This is a genomic window from Photobacterium jeanii (assembly GCF_001650345.1).
GTDB lineage: Bacteria > Pseudomonadota > Gammaproteobacteria > Enterobacterales > Vibrionaceae > Photobacterium > Photobacterium jeanii.
The window spans coordinates 864209-882620 of sequence record NZ_LVHF01000012.1; the positions used below are offsets into that span (position 1 = coordinate 864209).

15 protein-coding genes are annotated in these 18412 nt (G+C 44.9%); 7 read left to right on the forward strand and 8 right to left on the reverse strand.

Annotated elements, in window-relative coordinates:
- Nucleotides 1–6: 6 nt before the first annotated feature.
- From A3K86_RS05235 to aroA, 5 genes are all read right to left on the reverse strand, one after another.
- The gene (locus A3K86_RS05235) at nt 7–291 is read right to left on the reverse strand and encodes a LapA family protein (protein ID WP_068328693.1); all 285 of its coding nucleotides are present in this window, start codon (nt 289–291) and stop codon (nt 7–9) included.
- Between the two features lie 450 nt (nt 292–741).
- Nucleotides 742–1032 (reverse strand): integration host factor subunit beta, encoded by a 291-nt coding sequence (gene ihfB, locus A3K86_RS05245; protein ID WP_068328698.1) that lies wholly within the window; start codon nt 1030–1032, stop codon nt 742–744.
- Between the two features lie 84 nt (nt 1033–1116).
- On the reverse strand, nt 1117–2787 hold the full coding sequence (gene rpsA, locus A3K86_RS05250; RefSeq protein WP_068328700.1) for a 30S ribosomal protein S1: 1671 nt from the start codon (nt 2785–2787) through the stop codon (nt 1117–1119).
- Nucleotides 2788–2894: 107 nt separating this feature from the next.
- A complete protein-coding gene (gene cmk, locus A3K86_RS05255) occupies nt 2895–3575 on the reverse strand; it encodes a (d)CMP kinase (protein ID WP_068328701.1) in 681 nt (226 codons plus the stop codon).
- Between the two features lie 206 nt (nt 3576–3781).
- Nucleotides 3782–5062: a 3-phosphoshikimate 1-carboxyvinyltransferase gene (aroA, locus tag A3K86_RS05260; protein WP_068328704.1), complete on the reverse strand. Its 1281-nt coding sequence runs from the start codon at nt 5060–5062 to the stop codon at nt 3782–3784.
- Between the two features lie 207 nt (nt 5063–5269).
- On the opposite strand from aroA, the gene A3K86_RS05265 reads away from it, so the two are divergent.
- Entirely contained in the window at nt 5270–5698 is a 429-nt protein-coding gene (locus A3K86_RS05265) for a nucleotide triphosphate diphosphatase NUDT15 (RefSeq protein ID WP_068328707.1), read from the forward strand.
- A gap of 105 nt (nt 5699–5803) precedes the next feature.
- Nucleotides 5804–6247 (forward strand): GNAT family N-acetyltransferase, encoded by a 444-nt coding sequence (locus A3K86_RS05270; RefSeq protein ID WP_068330231.1) that lies wholly within the window; start codon nt 5804–5806, stop codon nt 6245–6247.
- A 71-nt stretch (nt 6248–6318) separates the two neighbouring features.
- Here A3K86_RS05270 and serC read toward each other — a convergent pair whose 3' ends face one another.
- Nucleotides 6319–7401, reverse strand: coding sequence for a 3-phosphoserine/phosphohydroxythreonine transaminase (serC, locus tag A3K86_RS05275; RefSeq protein ID WP_068328710.1), 1083 nt, complete (start codon nt 7399–7401; stop codon nt 6319–6321).
- 269 nt (nt 7402–7670) lie between these two features.
- Nucleotides 7671–10316 carry a DNA topoisomerase (ATP-hydrolyzing) subunit A gene (gyrA, locus tag A3K86_RS05280; RefSeq protein ID WP_068328713.1) on the reverse strand — a complete coding sequence of 882 codons (2646 nt, stop codon included), beginning with the start codon at nt 10314–10316 and terminating at the stop codon, nt 7671–7673.
- 909 nt (nt 10317–11225) lie between these two features.
- Here gyrA and ubiG point away from each other — a divergent pair.
- The 5 genes from ubiG to yfaE all read left to right on the forward strand — a co-directional run bounded on the left by ubiG (nt 11226) and on the right by yfaE (nt 16842).
- Nucleotides 11226–11936: a bifunctional 2-polyprenyl-6-hydroxyphenol methylase/3-demethylubiquinol 3-O-methyltransferase UbiG gene (gene ubiG / locus A3K86_RS05285; RefSeq protein WP_068328716.1), complete on the forward strand. Its 711-nt coding sequence runs from the start codon at nt 11226–11228 to the stop codon at nt 11934–11936.
- Nucleotides 11937–12054: 118 nt separating this feature from the next.
- Nucleotides 12055–12717 carry an HAD family hydrolase gene (locus A3K86_RS05290; RefSeq protein ID WP_068328719.1) on the forward strand — a complete coding sequence of 221 codons (663 nt, stop codon included), beginning with the start codon at nt 12055–12057 and terminating at the stop codon, nt 12715–12717.
- A gap of 386 nt (nt 12718–13103) precedes the next feature.
- Nucleotides 13104–15371, forward strand: coding sequence for a class 1a ribonucleoside-diphosphate reductase subunit alpha (nrdA, locus tag A3K86_RS05295; protein ID WP_068328722.1), 2268 nt, complete (start codon nt 13104–13106; stop codon nt 15369–15371).
- A gap of 44 nt (nt 15372–15415) precedes the next feature.
- On the forward strand, nt 15416–16549 hold the full coding sequence (gene nrdB / locus A3K86_RS05300) for a class Ia ribonucleoside-diphosphate reductase subunit beta (RefSeq protein ID WP_068328727.1): 1134 nt from the start codon (nt 15416–15418) through the stop codon (nt 16547–16549).
- Nucleotides 16546–16842, forward strand: coding sequence for a class I ribonucleotide reductase maintenance protein YfaE (gene yfaE, locus A3K86_RS05305; RefSeq protein WP_068328730.1), 297 nt, complete (start codon nt 16546–16548; stop codon nt 16840–16842). The genes nrdB and yfaE overlap by 4 nt, the downstream gene beginning before the upstream one ends.
- Nucleotides 16843–16887: 45 nt before the next feature.
- On the opposite strand, the gene A3K86_RS05310 is transcribed toward yfaE, so the two are convergent.
- Nucleotides 16888–18072: a CinA family nicotinamide mononucleotide deamidase-related protein gene (locus tag A3K86_RS05310; protein WP_068328733.1), complete on the reverse strand. Its 1185-nt coding sequence runs from the start codon at nt 18070–18072 to the stop codon at nt 16888–16890.
- Nucleotides 18073–18412: the final 340 nt, after the last annotated feature.

Below are 18412 nucleotides of genomic sequence, written 5' to 3' on the forward strand. Positions count from 1 at the left end.
TAACGATTATTCCTGTGCTGGCGCTGCGCGAAGTTGCTCTAGCTCTTTCTGCTGTTTAGCAACTTTCTTTGTAAGTAGGTTCTTAGAAACACGCGCTTTTAGGTATAGCAAGCCACAGATCAGCCAACCAATCGCAAAGCCACCACCAAATGCAATGCCCAGCAACGTTGATAGCTGGAACTCACCTTGTGCAACGAGATAATTGAAATTCACAAGCTCTTGGTTTTGTGCCCCAAGTGCAAGTGTGATCAAAAAGCAAACTATTAATAGTAGCGTGCCAATAATTTTCATCGTGAATCCTCTCACTTAATCCTTCAACGTTTGATCAGATCAAACATAACACCTCGTGATTATGCAGCAACTCGTCACCAAAATCATTAAGTAACCACACAATTCGGCGCTTTCTATGAACACTTAGCTCTCAATATTGATAAATTGCTCTAAATATACAATTTATGCTTAATTTATAGCAACTTAACTGCTACATGTTCGCGACTATTGTTAACCGAGCATCTGAAATTATATCAGTCATTGGATTAAAATCACCTAAGCTTTATGCGTGTTTCATTGTGATTATTCATGCAACCTCGGTTAACACCTTCATATTCAAAAACAATCACGCTTTCTCTATAAGCCTTCTAAATACTATATGGCAGGCTGAAACCAATGAATTACTCAGTGCTATTTCGCAGGCAAAAAAAAACGGCATACAAAGTATGCCGTTTTTTATCTGAACCGTGGTTAGCTTGCCAAAGACAAGTTAACGCGATCGCGCAATTCTTTACCTGGTTTAAAGTGAGGAACGTACTTGCCGTCTAACTCAACCTTGTCGCCAGTTTTAGGGTTGCGACCTACACGGGGAGCACGGTAATGCAACGAGAAGCTACCAAAGCCGCGGATCTCAATGCGGTCACCCTCTTCAAGAGTGGTCGCCATGTGCTCAAGGATATCCTTGATTGCATCTTCTACCTGTTTGGCAGAAAGATGTGTTTGTTGACTACATAGCCTTTCAATTAATTCAGACTTTGTCATAAACACTCCGGTTTTTAGTATGTTTCTCAATAGTATAACCGTTTAGGGAGAAAATGCTAAAACGCTTTTTCTCCCTAAGCTCAATTATTCGCCTTTAGCCGCTTTGAATGCGTCAGCCATAGCGTTACCGAAAGAAGCATCGTCTTGCTTGTTTAGGTTAGCCATTGCTTCTTGCTCTTCAGCAACGTCTTTAGCGCGTACAGATAGGTTGATTACGCGGTTCTTACGGTCAACGCCTGTGAATTTAGCTTCAACAGAATCGCCAACAGAAAGAACTAGAGTTGCGTCTTCAACACGGTCTACAGATGCTTCAGAAGCACGTAGGTAACCTTCAACGCCTTCAGCTAGCTCAACAGTTGCGCCTTTAGCGTCAACAGCTGTAACAGTACCAGTTACTAGAGCACCTTTCTTGTTTAGAGAAACGTAGCCGTTGAATGGGTCTTCTTCGATTTGCTTAACGCCTAGAGAGATACGCTCACGCTCAGCGTCAACTGCTAGAACTACAGCAGAGATTTCGTCGCCTTTCTTGAAGTCGCGAACTGCTTCTTCACCTGAAACATTCCAAGAAATGTCAGATAGGTGAACTAGGCCGTCGATGCCGCCTTCTAGACCGATGAAGATACCGAAGTCAGTGATAGACTTGATCTTACCAGTTACTTTGTCGCCCTTAGCTTGCATTTCTGCAAATGACTGCCATGGGTTAGCTTTACACTGCTTAAGACCTAGGCTGATACGACGACGTTCTTCGTCGATATCAAGAACCATAACTTCAACTTCGTCGCCCACGTTAACAACTTTAGATGGGTGGATGTTCTTGTTAGTCCAATCCATTTCAGAAACGTGTACTAGACCTTCAACGCCTTCTTCGATTTCAACGAAGCAGCCGTAGTCAGTTAGGTTAGTTACGCGGCCAGAAAGCTTAGTGTTTTCTGGGTAACGCTTAGCGATTGCAACCCATGGATCTTCGCCAAGTTGCTTAAGACCTAGTGATACGCGAGTACGCTCACGGTCGAACTTAAGAACTTTAACGTTGATTTCGTCGCCAACATTAACGATTTCACTTGGGTGCTTAACGCGTTTCCAAGCCATGTCAGTAATGTGTAGAAGACCGTCAACACCACCAAGATCAACGAATGCACCGTAGTCAGTAAGGTTCTTAACGATACCTTTAACTTCCATGCCTTCTTGTAGAGATGCAAGTAGCTCGTCACGCTCAACGCTGTTTTCAGATTCGATAACTGCGCGGCGAGAAACAACAACGTTGTTGCGCTTCTGGTCAAGCTTGATTACTTTGAACTCTAGCTCTTTGTTTTCTAGGTGAGCAGTGTCACGGATTGGACGTACGTCTACTAGAGAACCTGGTAGGAACGCACGGATGCCGTTAAGTTCAACTGTGAAGCCACCCTTAACTTTACCGTTGATGATACCAACAACAGTTTCAGCTTCTTCGTAAGCTTTTTCAAGCTGGATCCAAGCTTCGTGACGCTTAGCTTTCTCACGAGAAAGTTTAGTCTCACCGAAACCATCTTCAACAGCGTCAAGAGCTACGTCTACTTGAGCACCAACTTCGATTTCAATTTCGCCAGCAGCGTTTTTGAATTCGTCAGCAGGGATAGAAGACTCAGACTTAAGGCCAGCGTCTACAAGTACGTAACCGTTTTCGATAGCTACAACAGTACCTTTAACGATCGCGCCTGGACGTGTTTCTAGTTCGTTTAGAGACTCTTCAAAGAGTAAAGCAAAAGATTCAGTCATTATTTAATCTTCAATATGATTAACAACCATGGGTATCCTACCGCATGGGGTTGATGTAATAGTCAGTTATCATCCATGACACCGACGCCATCACGCCGAGCCTAAACTCAGCGCGATAATTTTTGTTCAATATAAGCGAGTGCTTGTGCTGTAACTTGCTCTATTGAAAGCTCAGTAGAGTCTAGCACTAAAGCGTCATCAGCGGGACGTAAAGGCGCAACCGCACGGTTACGATCTCGATAGTCACGTTCCTGAATCTCGCTTAAAAGGGTGTCAAAGTTAACATCTATGCCCTTCATTTGCAACTGATTCATGCGACGATTCGCACGCTCTTCAGCGCTGGCATCAAGGAAAATTTTGACTTCCGCTTGAGGAAAAACAACCGTACCCATATCGCGACCGTCAGCCACCAAACCCGGGGCTTCACTGAACGCGCGTTGACGACGTAATAGCGCTTCGCGAACGCGTGGTAGCGCCGCAATCTGAGACGCTGCATTCGCAACATCTTGGGTACGTAATGTCAACGACACATCTTCACCTTCAAGGATCACTTTCACAAGCTCACCTTCAGCGACAAACTGCACATCAAGGTGCGCAGCTAGAACAACCAGTGCTTCTTCTGATTCAAGGTCAACACCGTGGTGCAATGCTGCTAGCGCTAGCACTCGGTAAATTGCGCCAGAATCAAGTAAATTCCAGCCAAGCTTGTCAGCTAAAAGCATACATAGTGTGCCTTTACCTGCACCGCTGGGGCCATCTACGGTGATCACTGGTGAATGTGTAGACATAAAGTATCTCCGGATATTTTCACAATCATTAATCGCTTAATTTTGCTTACCTATTGCTAGAGATAACAAAGTTAAACCATCAATCAAACGGGCGCAGATTATACGTGATTTTTTCACAAAGGGGCAGCAGAAAACGAAAGCAAAGTGGGAGATTTGTTCAGCTGAAGAAAAAACACCCACATACTGTGATGTGGGTGAATTTTTCATTATTTGCTTAGGCTTGCCAGCTTATCAAAGTAGTCTGGGAAGGTTTTAGAGGTACATTTTGGATCGTTAATCGTTACAGGCGTATCACTAAGTGCCACCAGCGAGAAACACATCGCCATACGGTGGTCATCGTAAGTATCGATAGCTGCATGGTTTAATTGCTGAGGCGGTGTAATCGTAATGTAGTCTTCACCTTCATCTACTTCAGCCCCAACCTTACGTAGCTCAGTTGCCATTGCCGCTAAACGGTCTGTCTCTTTTACGCGCCAGTTGTACACATTACGAATCGATGTGGTGCCTTTAGCAAAGAGTGCTGCTGTTGCGATTGTCATGGCAGCATCAGGAATATGGTTAAAATCAAGGTCAACCGCATTTAACTCACCACGGCGAGCAATTACATAGTCATCGCCCCACTCGATTTCAGCACCCATAGCAGCTAATGCGTCAGCAAATTGAACATCACCTTGAATGCTCTTTTTACCAATACCCGTCACTTTAACTTCCCCGCCTTTAATGGCAGCAGCCGCTAAAAAGTAAGACGCTGATGACGCATCACCTTCGACCAAAAAGTCACCCGGTGTTTGATAAGTTTGGCCTGCAGGAACAACAAATTCTTGGTAATCACGGTTTTCAACCGTCACCCCAAACTGCGCCATAATGTGCAGGGTAATATCGATATAAGGTTTAGATACTAGCTCACCCTTAATACAGATCACGGTATCTTGCTTCGCCAAAGGCGCAGCCATCAAAAATGCGGTTAAAAACTGGCTTGAAATCGAACCATCAATTTCCACTTCCCCACCATTAAGACCTGTACCTTTAATTGCAAGTGGTGGATAGTTTTCATTTTCTAAGTACGTCACTTCAGCACCCGCAGTACGAAGTGCATCCACAAGGTGACCGATTGGGCGCTCTTTCATTCGTGGTTCGCCTGTGAGTACAAACTCGCCACGACCAAGACACAACGCTGCAGCTAAAGGGCGCATCGCTGTACCAGCATTGCCTAAATAGAGCTCTAATGCGTGTTCCGGCTCGAAAGCACGACCTAAACCGTTTACAACACACTCAGTTTTATCTTCTGATAATTCGAACTCAACGCCTAACTGCTCAAGTGCTTTTAACATGTGACGAATATCGTCACTATCAAGCAAATTAGTCAGTCGAGTTTGTCCCTGTGCTAACGCTGCCAACAACAGGGCACGGTTTGAAACACTTTTTGAACCCGGCAGGTTCACTACACCATCAATCTGTTGAATTGGCTGTAACGTTAAACTGTCCATTGATCCCTTTGTCATCCAAATTTTTCACGTTTTTGCAGATTAGCGAATAACGGGAGCAGATACCAGTGTCGATTTCGACCAAATTTTTTTGAACGAAATATCACAAAAATAGTTCTGTTAAGGCTCTCGTTTTTATTTATGATAACTATCAGGAACTTCATCCACTCTGTCGCAATCCGGCAGTGGCAACTTATACAGGCGACACACATGGCAACAGAAACCCCGAAAGTTGGCATTGGTATCATCTTGGTTAATGACCAAGGTAAGGTACTGATTGGTAAACGTAAAAACAGTCACTCACCTTACTATTCTATTCCAGGCGGACATCTTGAGATCGGTGAGTCGTTTGAGCAATGCGCCATCCGTGAGATGGAAGAAGAAACAGGTATAACCATCCATAACCCGCAAGTTATTGCCGTTACTAATAATTTAAAAACTTACCGTGAGTCAGGGCTGCATTACATCAGCGTTGCTTTATTAGCAACAGATTACAATGGTGAGCCACAACTTAATGAACCAGACAAATGCGATGGTTGGCTATGGGCTGATCCTAACAACCTCCCTCAGCCTCATTTTGATGCCAGCGAGCAGTCTATTAACTGTTACTTATCCAACGCGATCAGCCTGTGCTCCTAAGTCTTTAAGCTCTTAAACATTCAGGCTTCTGAATATCAAGGCTACTCATTAACACATATAGTTCGCTAACCGCGACTAAGCATTATAGATAAGATGACAACTGCCATTAATTACCATACTCGTCTCGCAACTGACGACGACTATGAATTTCTATTTGAACTTAAAAAGCAGGCGGAATACGAGCCGATTAAAGCAGTTTTTGGCTGGGATGAAACGGTTCAGCGCCGTATTCATGCTGAAGAATGGTTTGAAGAGCGTCCTTGGATTATCGAACAAAATGGCGTTCGGATCGGCAGTTTCTTAATTCAAGATCAAGGCGAACATTTCTACTTTTGTCGCTTTTTCATTTTGCCCGCTTATCAGGGGAAAGGGATTGGTAGTGCTATTTTACACCACGCTATTGCTCGCGCTAAAAAGGCACAAAAACCCATTACATTAAGCTACCTTCAGGGAAACCGTGTGGGTGAACTTTATCTGCGTCACGGCTTTGTTCACACAGGTGAAGATAAGCTGTTTGTCTACATGTCCTATCCTCTAGTCATTGACTAAAGAAACAAAAAACGGCTTTCCGAAGAAAGCCGTTATACGTCAGGTATGAATCTTTACAGTTAATATGCCGATCAAGCGTGTTGCTGTTCAAACGCCGCCATAAAGTTAACAAGCGCTTGCACACCTTCAATTGGCATTGCGTTGTAAATAGAGGCACGCATACCACCAACCGCACGGTGCCCTTTCAATGCCACTAACCCAGCTGCTTTGGCTTGCTCAAGGAACAAAGCATCAAGCTCTGGGTTCTTCAGTTGAAACGGTACGTTCATCAAGGAGCGGTTATCGCTGTGGACTTCATTACGGTAAAAATCAGAACTATCGATGAAGTCATAGAGCACCTTGGCTTTCGCTTCATTACGTTGCTGCATTTCTGCCACACCACCAATGCTTTTCAGCCATTTGAAGACTTCGCCAGCCAAATACCAAGCAAAGGTCGGCGGGGTATTAAACATCGATTCTTTATCCACCAGCACGGAATAATCCAAGATGCTTGGTAGGATCTGCTTGGCTTTACCCAATAAGTCATCACGAACGATAACCACAGTTAACCCTGCTGGACCAATATTCTTTTGTGCGCCCGCGTAAATCACACCATATTTCGAAATATCAATTTCACGCGACAAGATAGTAGATGACATATCAGCGACGATTGGCTTGTCTGTTTGCGGTAAATCGCGAATTTCGATCCCGTCGATGGTTTCATTCGGGCAGAAATGCACGTAAGCCGCGTCATCCGACAGTGACCACTCTGAAGCAGGTATGATCGCTTTCTTACCGTCACGCTCACAAGTAATATCCACCACATTCGGTGCACAGTACTTCTTCGCTTCTTCAACCGCGCTGTGTGCCCAGTAGCCACCATCCATGTAATCGGCAGTATCGCTATCACCTAATAGGTTCATAGGTACTGCTGCAAACTGACCACGAGCGCCACCGTGACAAAACAGCACATGGTAGTTGTCTGGGATGGATAACAACTCGCGTAAATCTTTCTCGGATTGCTCAGCGACCGCAATAAAATCTTGGCTGCGGTGGCTAATTTCCATCACAGATGTACCTAAGCCATTCCAATTAACCAGTTCGTCCTGAACTTTACTTAAGACTTCCGCCGGAATCATCGCCGGTCCCGCACAAAAGTTATAGACTTTTTCCATGATGAAAAACTTGCTCCTGCTTTCAAAAAGGGTTGTAGCCATTTGCATACACAAACTCGCTTATGCAAATGGATATAACCCATAAACTAATAACTGCCCACTTTCTTTTCGCAAAGTGAGCTATCAGTTTTACACCTTTGCACCACAACTGAAAAGCCTTCCAACCAACTATTTCTATTTAATCGATTGTTTTCCCATTTGATTTTCAGCCGGCATAAAAAAACGCAGCCTAGTGGCTGCGCTTTTATTGGATAATCTAACTATGAAGATTACTCTTCGTCAGTTGATTCGCCTTGTTCTGAATCAGATTCAGGTTGTTGTGGCTGTTGCTCTTGGTTTTCACCGTCAGCAACTTCGCCTTCTACAACTGTTTCGTCAAGCTCAACTTCTTCAGGCTCATCGATACGTTGTAGACCTACAACCAATTCACCTTCAGATGTACGGATCAGTGTCACACCCTGAGTATTACGGCCAACTCGGCTCACCTCAGCAACGCGTGTACGTACAAGCGTACCGCCGTTGGTGATCATCATGATCTCGTCGCCTTCTTCAGTTTGAACAGCACCAACAACTTTACCGTTACGCTCAGAGACTTTGATCGATACAACACCTTGTGTTGCACGGCTCTTCGCAGGGTATTCTTCTAGTGAAGTACGCTTACCGTAACCATTTTCAGTTACTGTTAGTACATCACCTTCGTTGTGCGGAACAATCAGAGAAACAACTTTATCGTTCTCAGCCAGTTTCATACCACGTACACCAGCAGCGGTACGACCCATGCCACGAACTTGTTCTTCAGAGAAGCGTACTACTTTACCTTCTTGAGAGAACAGCATGATGTTGTCATTACCTTCAGTGATATCAACACCGATCAGTGAGTCACCTTCGCGTAGGTTTACAGCAATAATACCTGCACTACGAGGACGGCTAAAGTCAGTTAGCGGCGTCTTCTTAACAGTACCATCAGCAGTTGCCATAAAGATGAACTTATCATCCGCGTATTCTTTCACCGGAAGAATAGCTGTAATACGCTCGTCTTCTTCTAGTGGCAGAATGTTCACAATCGGCTTACCACGAGCAGTACGGCTAGCTAATGGTAGCTGGTACACTTTCAGCCAGTACATACGACCGCGGCTTGAGAAACATAGAATCGTGTCGTGAGTATTAGCAACTAGCAGACGCTCGATGAAGTCTTCTTCCTTCATACGCGTTGCCGCTTTACCTTTACCACCACGACGCTGAGCTTCGTAGTCACTCAATACTTGGTATTTAACGTAACCTTCGTGAGATAGAGTTACAACAACATCTTCTTGGGTAATCAAATCTTCCATGTCGATGTCGTGGCTTGCAGCCGTGATTTCAGTGCGGCGTGGATCGTTAAATTGTTCTTTAACTTCTTCCAGCTCTTCACGGATCACTTCCATCAAGCGCTCTGAGCTTGCAAGAATGTGCATTAGCTCAGCAATCACATCAAGTAGGCCCTTGTACTCGTCAAGGATCTTCTCGTGCTCTAGACCTGTTAGCTTGTGTAGACGTAGGTCAAGAATTGCCTGAGCTTGTTGCTCAGTCAGGAAGTATTGACCATCACGAATACCGTACTGTGGCTCTAGCCATTCAGGACGTGCTGCATCTGTACCTGCACGCTCTAGCATTGCCGATACGTTGCCTAGATCCCAACCACGTGCAATCAAACCTGCACGAGCTTCAGCTGGCGTAGGTGCTTGCTTGATCAGTTCGATGATTTCATCGATGTTCGCTAGCGCCAGTGCCAAACCTTCAAGGATATGAGCACGTTCACGCGCTTTGCGTAGTTCGTAAATTGTACGACGAGTTACAACTTCACGACGGTGGTTTACAAAACACTTCAACGTTTCTTTTAGGTTGAATAGTTTTGGCTGACCGTGGTCTAGCGCAACCATGTTGATACCGAACGTTGTTTGAAGCTGAGTTTGCGAGTAAAGGTTATTCAGAATAACTTCACCCACTGCATCACGCTTACATTCGATAACAATACGCATACCATCTTTGTCAGATTCATCGCGTAGTGCACTGATGCCTTCAACTTTCTTATCTTTAACAAGCTCAGCGATCTTTTCAATCAGACGCGCTTTGTTCACTTGGTAAGGAATTTCAGTCACAACAATGGTTTCTTTACCATTCTTGTCGGCTTCAATTTCAGCTTTGGCACGCATGTAAACTTTACCGCGGCCAGTTTTGTATGCATCAACGATACCTTTGCGGCCGTTGATAAGTGCAGCTGTTGGGAAATCTGGGCCAGGAATGTATTCCATTAGCTGATCGATCGTGATGTCTTCATTCTCGATATATGCCAGACAGCCATCGATCACTTCACCCAGGTTATGCGGCGGGATGTTCGTTGCCATACCCACGGCGATACCCGATGAACCGTTCACTAGTAAGTTTGGAATCTTAGTAGGAAGAACGGCTGGGATCTGCTCTGTACCATCGTAGTTAGGTACATAATCAACAGTTTCTTTGTCTAAATCTGCCAAAAGTTCGTGAGCGATTTTCGCCATACGAATTTCGGTGTAACGCATTGCCGCTGCAGAGTCACCATCGACTGAACCGAAGTTACCCTGACCATCTACTAGCATGTAGCGTAGTGAGAATGGCTGCGCCATACGTACGATGGTGTCGTATACCGCGCTATCACCGTGTGGGTGATATTTACCGATTACGTCACCTACCACACGGGCAGATTTTTTATATGCTTTATTCCAGTCATTGCCTAGTACATTCATCGCGAATAATACGCGACGGTGCACAGGCTTTAGGCCATCACGCACATCCGGAAGAGCACGACCAACGATAACTGACATCGCATAGTCGAGGTATGAGCCTTTCAGCTCCTCTTCAATATTTACGGGCGTGATCTCTTTTGCAAGATCGCTCATTGAGCCAATATCCCTCAGGTAATTTCTGTCGTATTTCTATACGTGCAAGGTGCGAGAATATAGCATATTTCGATAAAAATAGGCATACCTTTCGCAGCTTATGTTGTGAGTAATTACTCGGTTCTGCCAAAAATAGACAACAAAATCGAATACATTTGTCTTCACGACATCCATAGGACGCAAATTACGACTTCACATAACAGCAATATAAAAGAAAGTGCTACCAATTGTAAAACTTGAACCTGCTCGCTTTTTATACAAATAACACAGACTTAACAGCAAATTAGCAATAAAAATCCGATCCTAGTCACCTTGCAAAAAATTATCCAAAGTAAAATCAACTTAGCAATATCAAACAAGGTGAATAAACCGCTATCGCATTAGCCTAGCGCCATTGCCTTAGCTTCGCTGGTATCGCGCCTTTCTGGTACTGCTTGCACCATCGTACTTTTCATATGGATATGCGAGGTTGTTATGTTTGGATCAGTGATCAACACACTTGGGCTATGCATTATTGGTGGCAAATACATTTTGATGCTCATTCTTGCTGCTATGACGGTTTTTTCAGGTTCTATAAACCCTGACGCCCTTTCGTTCGCTATCACAGAGATTTCACAGTGATAGCTCTCCACTTAACGGGGAAGCATGCCTAACACTTCCCCATATAACCTTTTCAGCCAACTAATTCCTCTTCGCCACTAGCTCTTCCCTCTCCGCTTTGCCAAGCAGAACAATTAAGAAAACAGCTAATTTTTGTTTTCGATTGAATCATTACAGCAGTTATTCAACACTTTACCGATGAAAGCGAATGAAAACAGGGCAAATCACTGTTCAAGTAGGGATAACTATTTCAAGTCACTGCCAATTAGCTATAATGCAGCCACCGATTATGGACTAATGGCACGAAGCATGACCAAACCGTTAAATGTCGATCCGGCAGAAATCAGTAAATTTGAAGATATGGCATCACGTTGGTGGGATCTTGAGGGCGAATTTAAGCCTCTTCACGAAATCAATCCCCTCCGTTTGAACTATGTAATTGATCGCGCTGACGGTTTATTCGGTAAGAAAGTGCTTGATGTTGGCTGTGGTGGCGGCATTTTAGCCGAAAGCATGGCGGTTGAAGGTGCAAACGTTACGGGCATCGATATGGGTAAAGAGCCGCTAACCGTTGCTCGCCTACATGCGCTAGAAACCGGCACTAAGGTTGAATATGCACAGTGCACAGCCGAAGAACACGCGGAAGAAAACCCGCAGACTTACGATGTGGTCACTTGCATGGAAATGCTTGAGCACGTACCGGATCCAGCCTCTGTAATAGCGGCTTGTGCCAAAATGGTAAAACCGGGCGGCCACGTTTTCTTCTCGACCCTGAACCGCAATGCTAAATCTTACCTGTTTGCTATTGTGGGCGCAGAGCAACTGCTGAAGATCGTCCCTAAAGGCACGCATGATCACAGCAAGTTTATTCGTCCGTCTGAATTAATTTCGATGATTGATCAAACGCCGTTGCAAGAGCGCCATATCACAGGTTTGCACTACAACCCGCTGACCAACAACTATTGGTTGGGTAACAATGTAGATGTGAACTACATCGTACATACAGTGAAACCTGCATAATTCATCAGAATTAAACAACTTATCTGATCACTTAATCTCAGCTAAGTGATCAGATACTTTCCCGCCTAAGCCAAATACTCTCTATTCTTATCTATATTGAATTGATAAGGATATTGTCATGCCGCAACCGCTCGATGCAGTACTGTTCGACCTTGATGGAACCTTACTCGACACCGCCCCTGATATGGCACGTGCCGCCAATAAGGTGTTAGCAAATCATGGTATTCCTCCCCTTCGTGAACACCAAATCCAAGCCAATACCAGTTTTGGTGCCAAAGGGTTACTCGAAGCCGGTTTCGATGGCATTCCCGACCACTTAGATTTTACCCAGCTTAGAGCAGAGTTCTTACAGTACTACCAACAAGACATCTGCCTCCACACTCGCTTTTACGATGGTGTCGAAGCCTTACTTGAATATTTAGAGCATCATGCGATCCCATGGGGGATCATGACCAATAAGCCCGGTTTTCTTACCGACCTTTTGCTGCCTTTCTTTCCGCCACTGCTTAAAGCGCAAGCCATTGTCTGCGGCGATACCCTCAGTAAAGCCAAACCGCACCCAGAGCCACTTCTGTACGCCAGTGAACTGATCCGAGTCCCTAATCATCGCTGCGCTTATATTGGTGATATTGAAAAAGACATGATGGCCGCCAACGCCGCCCAGATGGTGGGCTACGTCGCAGGCTGGGGCTATATCGGCGAGCACCACAACCCTGAAGAATGGAACGCTGCTGGAATTTTACCCACCCCGACAGATATAGTCTCGCTGTTGCGTAACTGAAAACCATCAATCCAGCGATTTTTTAGCCAAAAATAAGGTGAAAAGTCGCTGTAATTTCTGCCTAAAAAATCAAGCAAAAAAAAATATTTTTTTCTTTATTTCATGGCGCCAAATGGTTGCTTTTTTCTTTGTTGTTTAATCATAAGGGGTGATTGAGTTAGTAGGTACTAACTAATAATTGCCCATCCCCAACTTATCCACAGCTGGTGATTTTTTGTCAACTTGCAAAAAGCCCCTATCACCACTATCTTGTAACGCATCTAGCTCAACACCCCTACATATAGTGTTTTTGCCCAAATACAGATTTGTTACAAAGATCACATCCTTTAGTAACGAATACATCAAAATTGCAAAAATACCGGGGGACAAATGGAATACTGCCAAAAATGAATCAACAGCTAACTGTTACTAAACGTGATGGCCGCAAAGAGACTATCGACCTGGATAAAATCCACCGCGTAATTACCTGGGCTGCGGAGGGACTGGAAAACGTTTCAGTATCTCAAGTAGAACTAAAATCGCACATCCAGTTTTACGAAGGTATCAAGACGGAAGATATCCACGAAACCATCATCAAAGCAGCGGCTGACCTCATTTCTGAAGAAACGCCAGATTACCAATATCTAGCGGCACGCCTAGCTATTTTCCACCTACGTAAAAAAGCGTACGGTCAATTCGAGCCACCAGCACTTTTCGATCACGTAACTAACCTTGTTGAAAAAGGTAAGTACGACCAACATCTGCTTGATGACTACACGCCTGAAGAATTTGCTGTGATGGATAACTTTATCGATCACTGGCGCGATATGAACTTCTCATACGCAGCGGTTAAGCAGCTGGAAGGTAAATACCTGGTACAAAACCGAGTATCTGGCGAAATCTTTGAGAGTGCTCAGTTCCTGTACGTGATGATTGCAGCTTGTCTATTCGCGAAATACCCGAAAGACACGCGTCTTGATTACATCAAGCGTTTCTACGATGCCGCATCACAATTTAAGATCTCACTACCGACACCAATTATGTCTGGTGTACGTACTCCTACTCGTCAATTCAGCTCTTGTGTACTGATCGAGTGTGACGACAGCCTAGATTCAATCAACGCAACCTCAAGCGCCATTGTACGTTACGTATCTCAACGCGCAGGTATTGGTATCAACGCAGGTCGTATTCGTGCTCTAGGTTCAGAAATCCGTGGTGGTGAAGCATTCCACACTGGTTGTATCCCATTCTACAAATACTTCCAAACAGCGGTAAAATGTTGTTCTCAAGGTGGTGTTCGTGGTGGTGCAGCAACTCTGTTCTACCCAATGTGGCATGGTGAAGTTGAATCACTAATGGTACTGAAGAACAACCGTGGTGTTGAAGAAAACCGTGTTCGTCACATGGATTACGGCGTGCAAATCAACAAACTGATGTACACCCGTCTGATCAAGGGCGAAAACATCAGCCTATTCTCGCCATCTGACGTTCCGGGTCTATACGATGCCTTCTTCGCTGATCAAGACGAATTTGAACGTCTGTACGTGAAATACGAGCAAGACGAGAGCATTAAGAGAACAACAGTGAAAGCGATTGATCTGTTCTCGCTTCTAATGCAAGAACGTGCATCAACGGGTCGTATCTACATCCAAAACGTTGACCACTGTAATACCCACAGCCCATTTGATCCGGCTGTGGCACCGATTCGTCAATCTAACCTGTGTCTTGAAATTGCACTACCAACCAAGCCACTGAACAACGTTGAAGACGAAAACGGTGAGATCGCACTATGTACGCTATCAGCTTTCAACCTAGGTGCTATCGACTCACTAGACGATCTTGAAGAGCTTGCTGAGCTAACAGTACGTGCACTCGATGCCCTACTTGATTACCAAGATTACCCACTACCAGCTGCACGTCGTTCAACCATGAACCGTCGTACGCTAGGTGTTGGTGTAATTAACTTTGCTTACTACCTAGCGAAGAACGGTGTTCGTTACTCTGACGGTAGCGCAAACAACCTAACTCACGAAGCATTTGAAGCGATTCAGTACTACCTACTGAAAGCATCTCTGGGTCTAGCAAAAGAGCAAGGTGCATGTCCTTCGTTCAACGAAACGACTTACGCACAAGGTATTCTACCTATCGATACTTACAAGAAAGACATCGATAAGGTTTGTACTGCTGAGCTGAAATACGATTGGGAAACACTACGTGAAGAAATCAAGACTCACGGTCTACGTAACTCAACGCTATCAGCATTGATGCCGTCTGAAACGTCATCACAGATCTCAAATGCAACGAACGGTATCGAACCACCACGTGGCTTCGTATCAGTTAAAGCATCGAAAGATGGAATCTTGAAACAAGTTGTTCCTGAATACAGCAAGTACAAAGATAACTACGAGCTGCTATGGAACATCGGTAGCAACGATGGCTACCTACAACTTGTTGGTATTATGCAGAAATTTATCGACCAAGCGATTTCAGCAAACACCAACTACGACCCAAGCAAGCAACCTGGCGGCAAAGTTCCAATGAAACTCTTGCTTAAAGACCTGCTTACCGCGTATAAACTCGGCGTTAAAACGCTGTACTACCACAATACGCGTGATGGCGCTTCAGATGCACAAGGCGATGTAAACGCTGACGATTGCACAAGTTGTAAAATTTAAGATTTGAATGGGAGCTTCGGCTCCCTTTAATGTCCGAGGAAATCATGGCATACAGCACTTTCTGTCAAACTAATAACGATCAACTAAAAGAACCGATGTTTTTCGGTCAGCCAGTGAACGTTGCGCGTTACGACCAACAAAAATTCGAAATCTTCGAAAAACTGATCGAAAAGCAACTTTCTTTCTTCTGGCGTCCTGAGGAAGTGGATGTCTCAGGCGATCGCATTGACTACAACAATCTACCAGATCACGAAAAACACATTTTCATCAGCAATCTGAAATATCAAACTCTGTTAGATTCTATCCAAGGTCGTAGTCCAAACGTTGCACTACTACCTATCGTTTCCATTCCAGAGCTAGAAACTTGGATTGAAACTTGGTCGTTCTCTGAAACGATCCACTCGCGTTCTTACACGCACATCATTCGTAACATCGTTAAAGATCCATCCATCGTATTTGACGATATCGTAGATAACGAGCACATCATCAAACGTGCTGGCGACATTTCAAAATACTACGATGCTCTGATCAACGCGACTAACGACTATCACCGCCTAGGTGAAGGTACACACAATATCAATGGTCAAACTATTACAGTTAACCTTCGCGATATTAAGAAGAAACTGTACCTATGTATGATGTCGGTAAACGCTCTAGAAGCGATCCGTTTCTACGTGAGCTTTGCATGTTCATTTGCTTTCGCTGAACGCGAGCTAATGGAAGGTAACGCGAAAATCATCAAGCTTATCGCTCGTGATGAAGCCCTACACCTAACTGGTACTCAGCATATTCTTAACCTGCTTCGTACAGGTCAAGACGATCCTGAAATGGCAGAAATTGCCAAAGAGTGCGAGCAAGAGTGTTTTGATATCTTCCGCGATGCAGCTGAGCAAGAGAAAGACTGGGCAGATTACCTGTTCAAAGATGGCTCTATGATTGGTCTGAACAAAGACATTCTTTGTCAGTACGTAGAATACATCACTAACCTACGTATGAGCGCTGTAGGTCTAAGCCAAGCTTACCCAGAAGCAACGCAAAACCCGATTCCATGGATCAACTCTTGGTTGTCTTCAGATAACGTACAAGTAGCGCCACAGGAAGCTGAGATCAGCTCATACCTTGTTGGCCAAATCGACAACGACGTAAGCGCTGACGATCTAGGTGACTTTGAACTATGAGTTCATTAACCATTACGGTTAACGGTATTAAGGTTCACGGCAATAGCCGTGAGCCTTTACTCACCCAGCTTGAACGTGTTGGTATTCAACCCGAATACCAATGTCGCAATGGCATGTGTGGCGCTTGTCGCTGCAAACTGCAAACAGGTGCAGTTGATCAGCAAGATGCAATGGCATTTGTCGGTCAAAACGAAATTCTGAGCTGCTGCTCAATTCCTAAAGCCAACGTAACAATTGAGTTCGACTACCAAGTCGTGACCGCTCAACAAGTCGAAAACGCCTCAAATAGCTAGTAGCCGCTGCTTTCTTCATTAACAACGGCTATTTATTTATAACGCCTAGTAACTCCCACTCTCATAACGCTCAGTATCTAATGAGCTGTATTGGCTATAGACAGGTCGTGACGTTAACCAGCGACGCAGCATATCGAGCGCCAAGGTCGCAATCATGGTGCGATGCGCCTGATAACCATAATCACGCTTCGTTGATACTTTTTGCGAAAATACTGCTTGAGGGGTCGTGAGCTCGACACTAACCTGCCCTGCCACCAACTCACCAATTTCGATGTGAATATCCGCCCGTGCGACACCTTTACTCTCCGCACTTTGACTCGAGGCTTTAACTTCACCAACCACACTGTGAGCAAATTGCTGACGCAGCGCAGATTCAGATTGCAACCAACTTGCTAAGTAACCACCAGTAAAATGCTCTGAAATAGAAATCGTGAGTGCTTGTTGCTGAAGTTGCTCACCAACACTTGCCAGCATGGGTTGCCCTTGTGACACCACATACTCGCCTAACATTGCAGCCATTTGCTGATAAAACACCTTAGCATCGGCACATTGCTGCGGAGCAAATAATTTCACTTCAATGAACGGCAATGACGAGCGATAGCCTAATTCGCACTCGTCAGGCAGAGCGAGTGACGACAGCTGCTCACCAATACCCGACTCGGACAACCCAAAGGTAAATAAACGATGACAGTCTCTCGCTTGTGTTTGTGGATGAGCACGCTGCAAACGCGGCAAGATTTCATCCGTCACCATCAATTTAAATTCGGTTGGCACACCCGGCGTAAAATACAAAGTGGCACGGTTAAGCTTCATTGCAAAGCCGCAAGCTGTCCCGACAGGGTTATCTAGTAACTCGGCCCCTTCTGGTAGCATTGCTTGCTTTAAGTTGGTATGGGGCATTTCACGGCCTAGCTTTTGGTATTTCAGCACCATTTGCTCAACCCAGTGATCGGACTGTTCAAGCCCTACATCCGCCGCCACCGCTGCGGCTTGGGCAGTTAAATCATCGGTTGTTGGTCCCAGCCCGCCATTCACAATCACCACATCATGACGCAAACTGGCATTCAATAACTCTTCCGCTAAAGTATCCAGCTGATCGCCCACCGTAATTCGACGACTGAGCGCAAAACCCTGTTCAAAAAACTGGCGCGATAACCAAGCGGCATTGGTATCTGTGATATCGCCGTGAAGCACTTCTTCCCCTGTGCTGATCATTGCAACTTGCAGCATCGTTTTCTCCTCGTGCTTTTATCTCAGTATCTTAGCCTGCGACTCACAGGGTTGCACGTCTCTTTCCAAACCGACGATTGATAGATGCTCGTCCTACTCACAACAAACCAAGTGTAAACTTAAATTTACAACAAGTATTTCATGGTTGACAGTGAGTTCTACTCACTTTAAGGTGGCAAACCATAGAGATCATCTGGTCTCAAGCAAGATCACCAACGAAGATAACCTAATAAAGAGCAATGACTGTGACAACACGCTTCCAACATCAGCCCTATCGTCAGCCGCAGTAGAGTAAAGTGTAAACTTATAATTACACCCTACTGTGGCCACCCAGCGACAC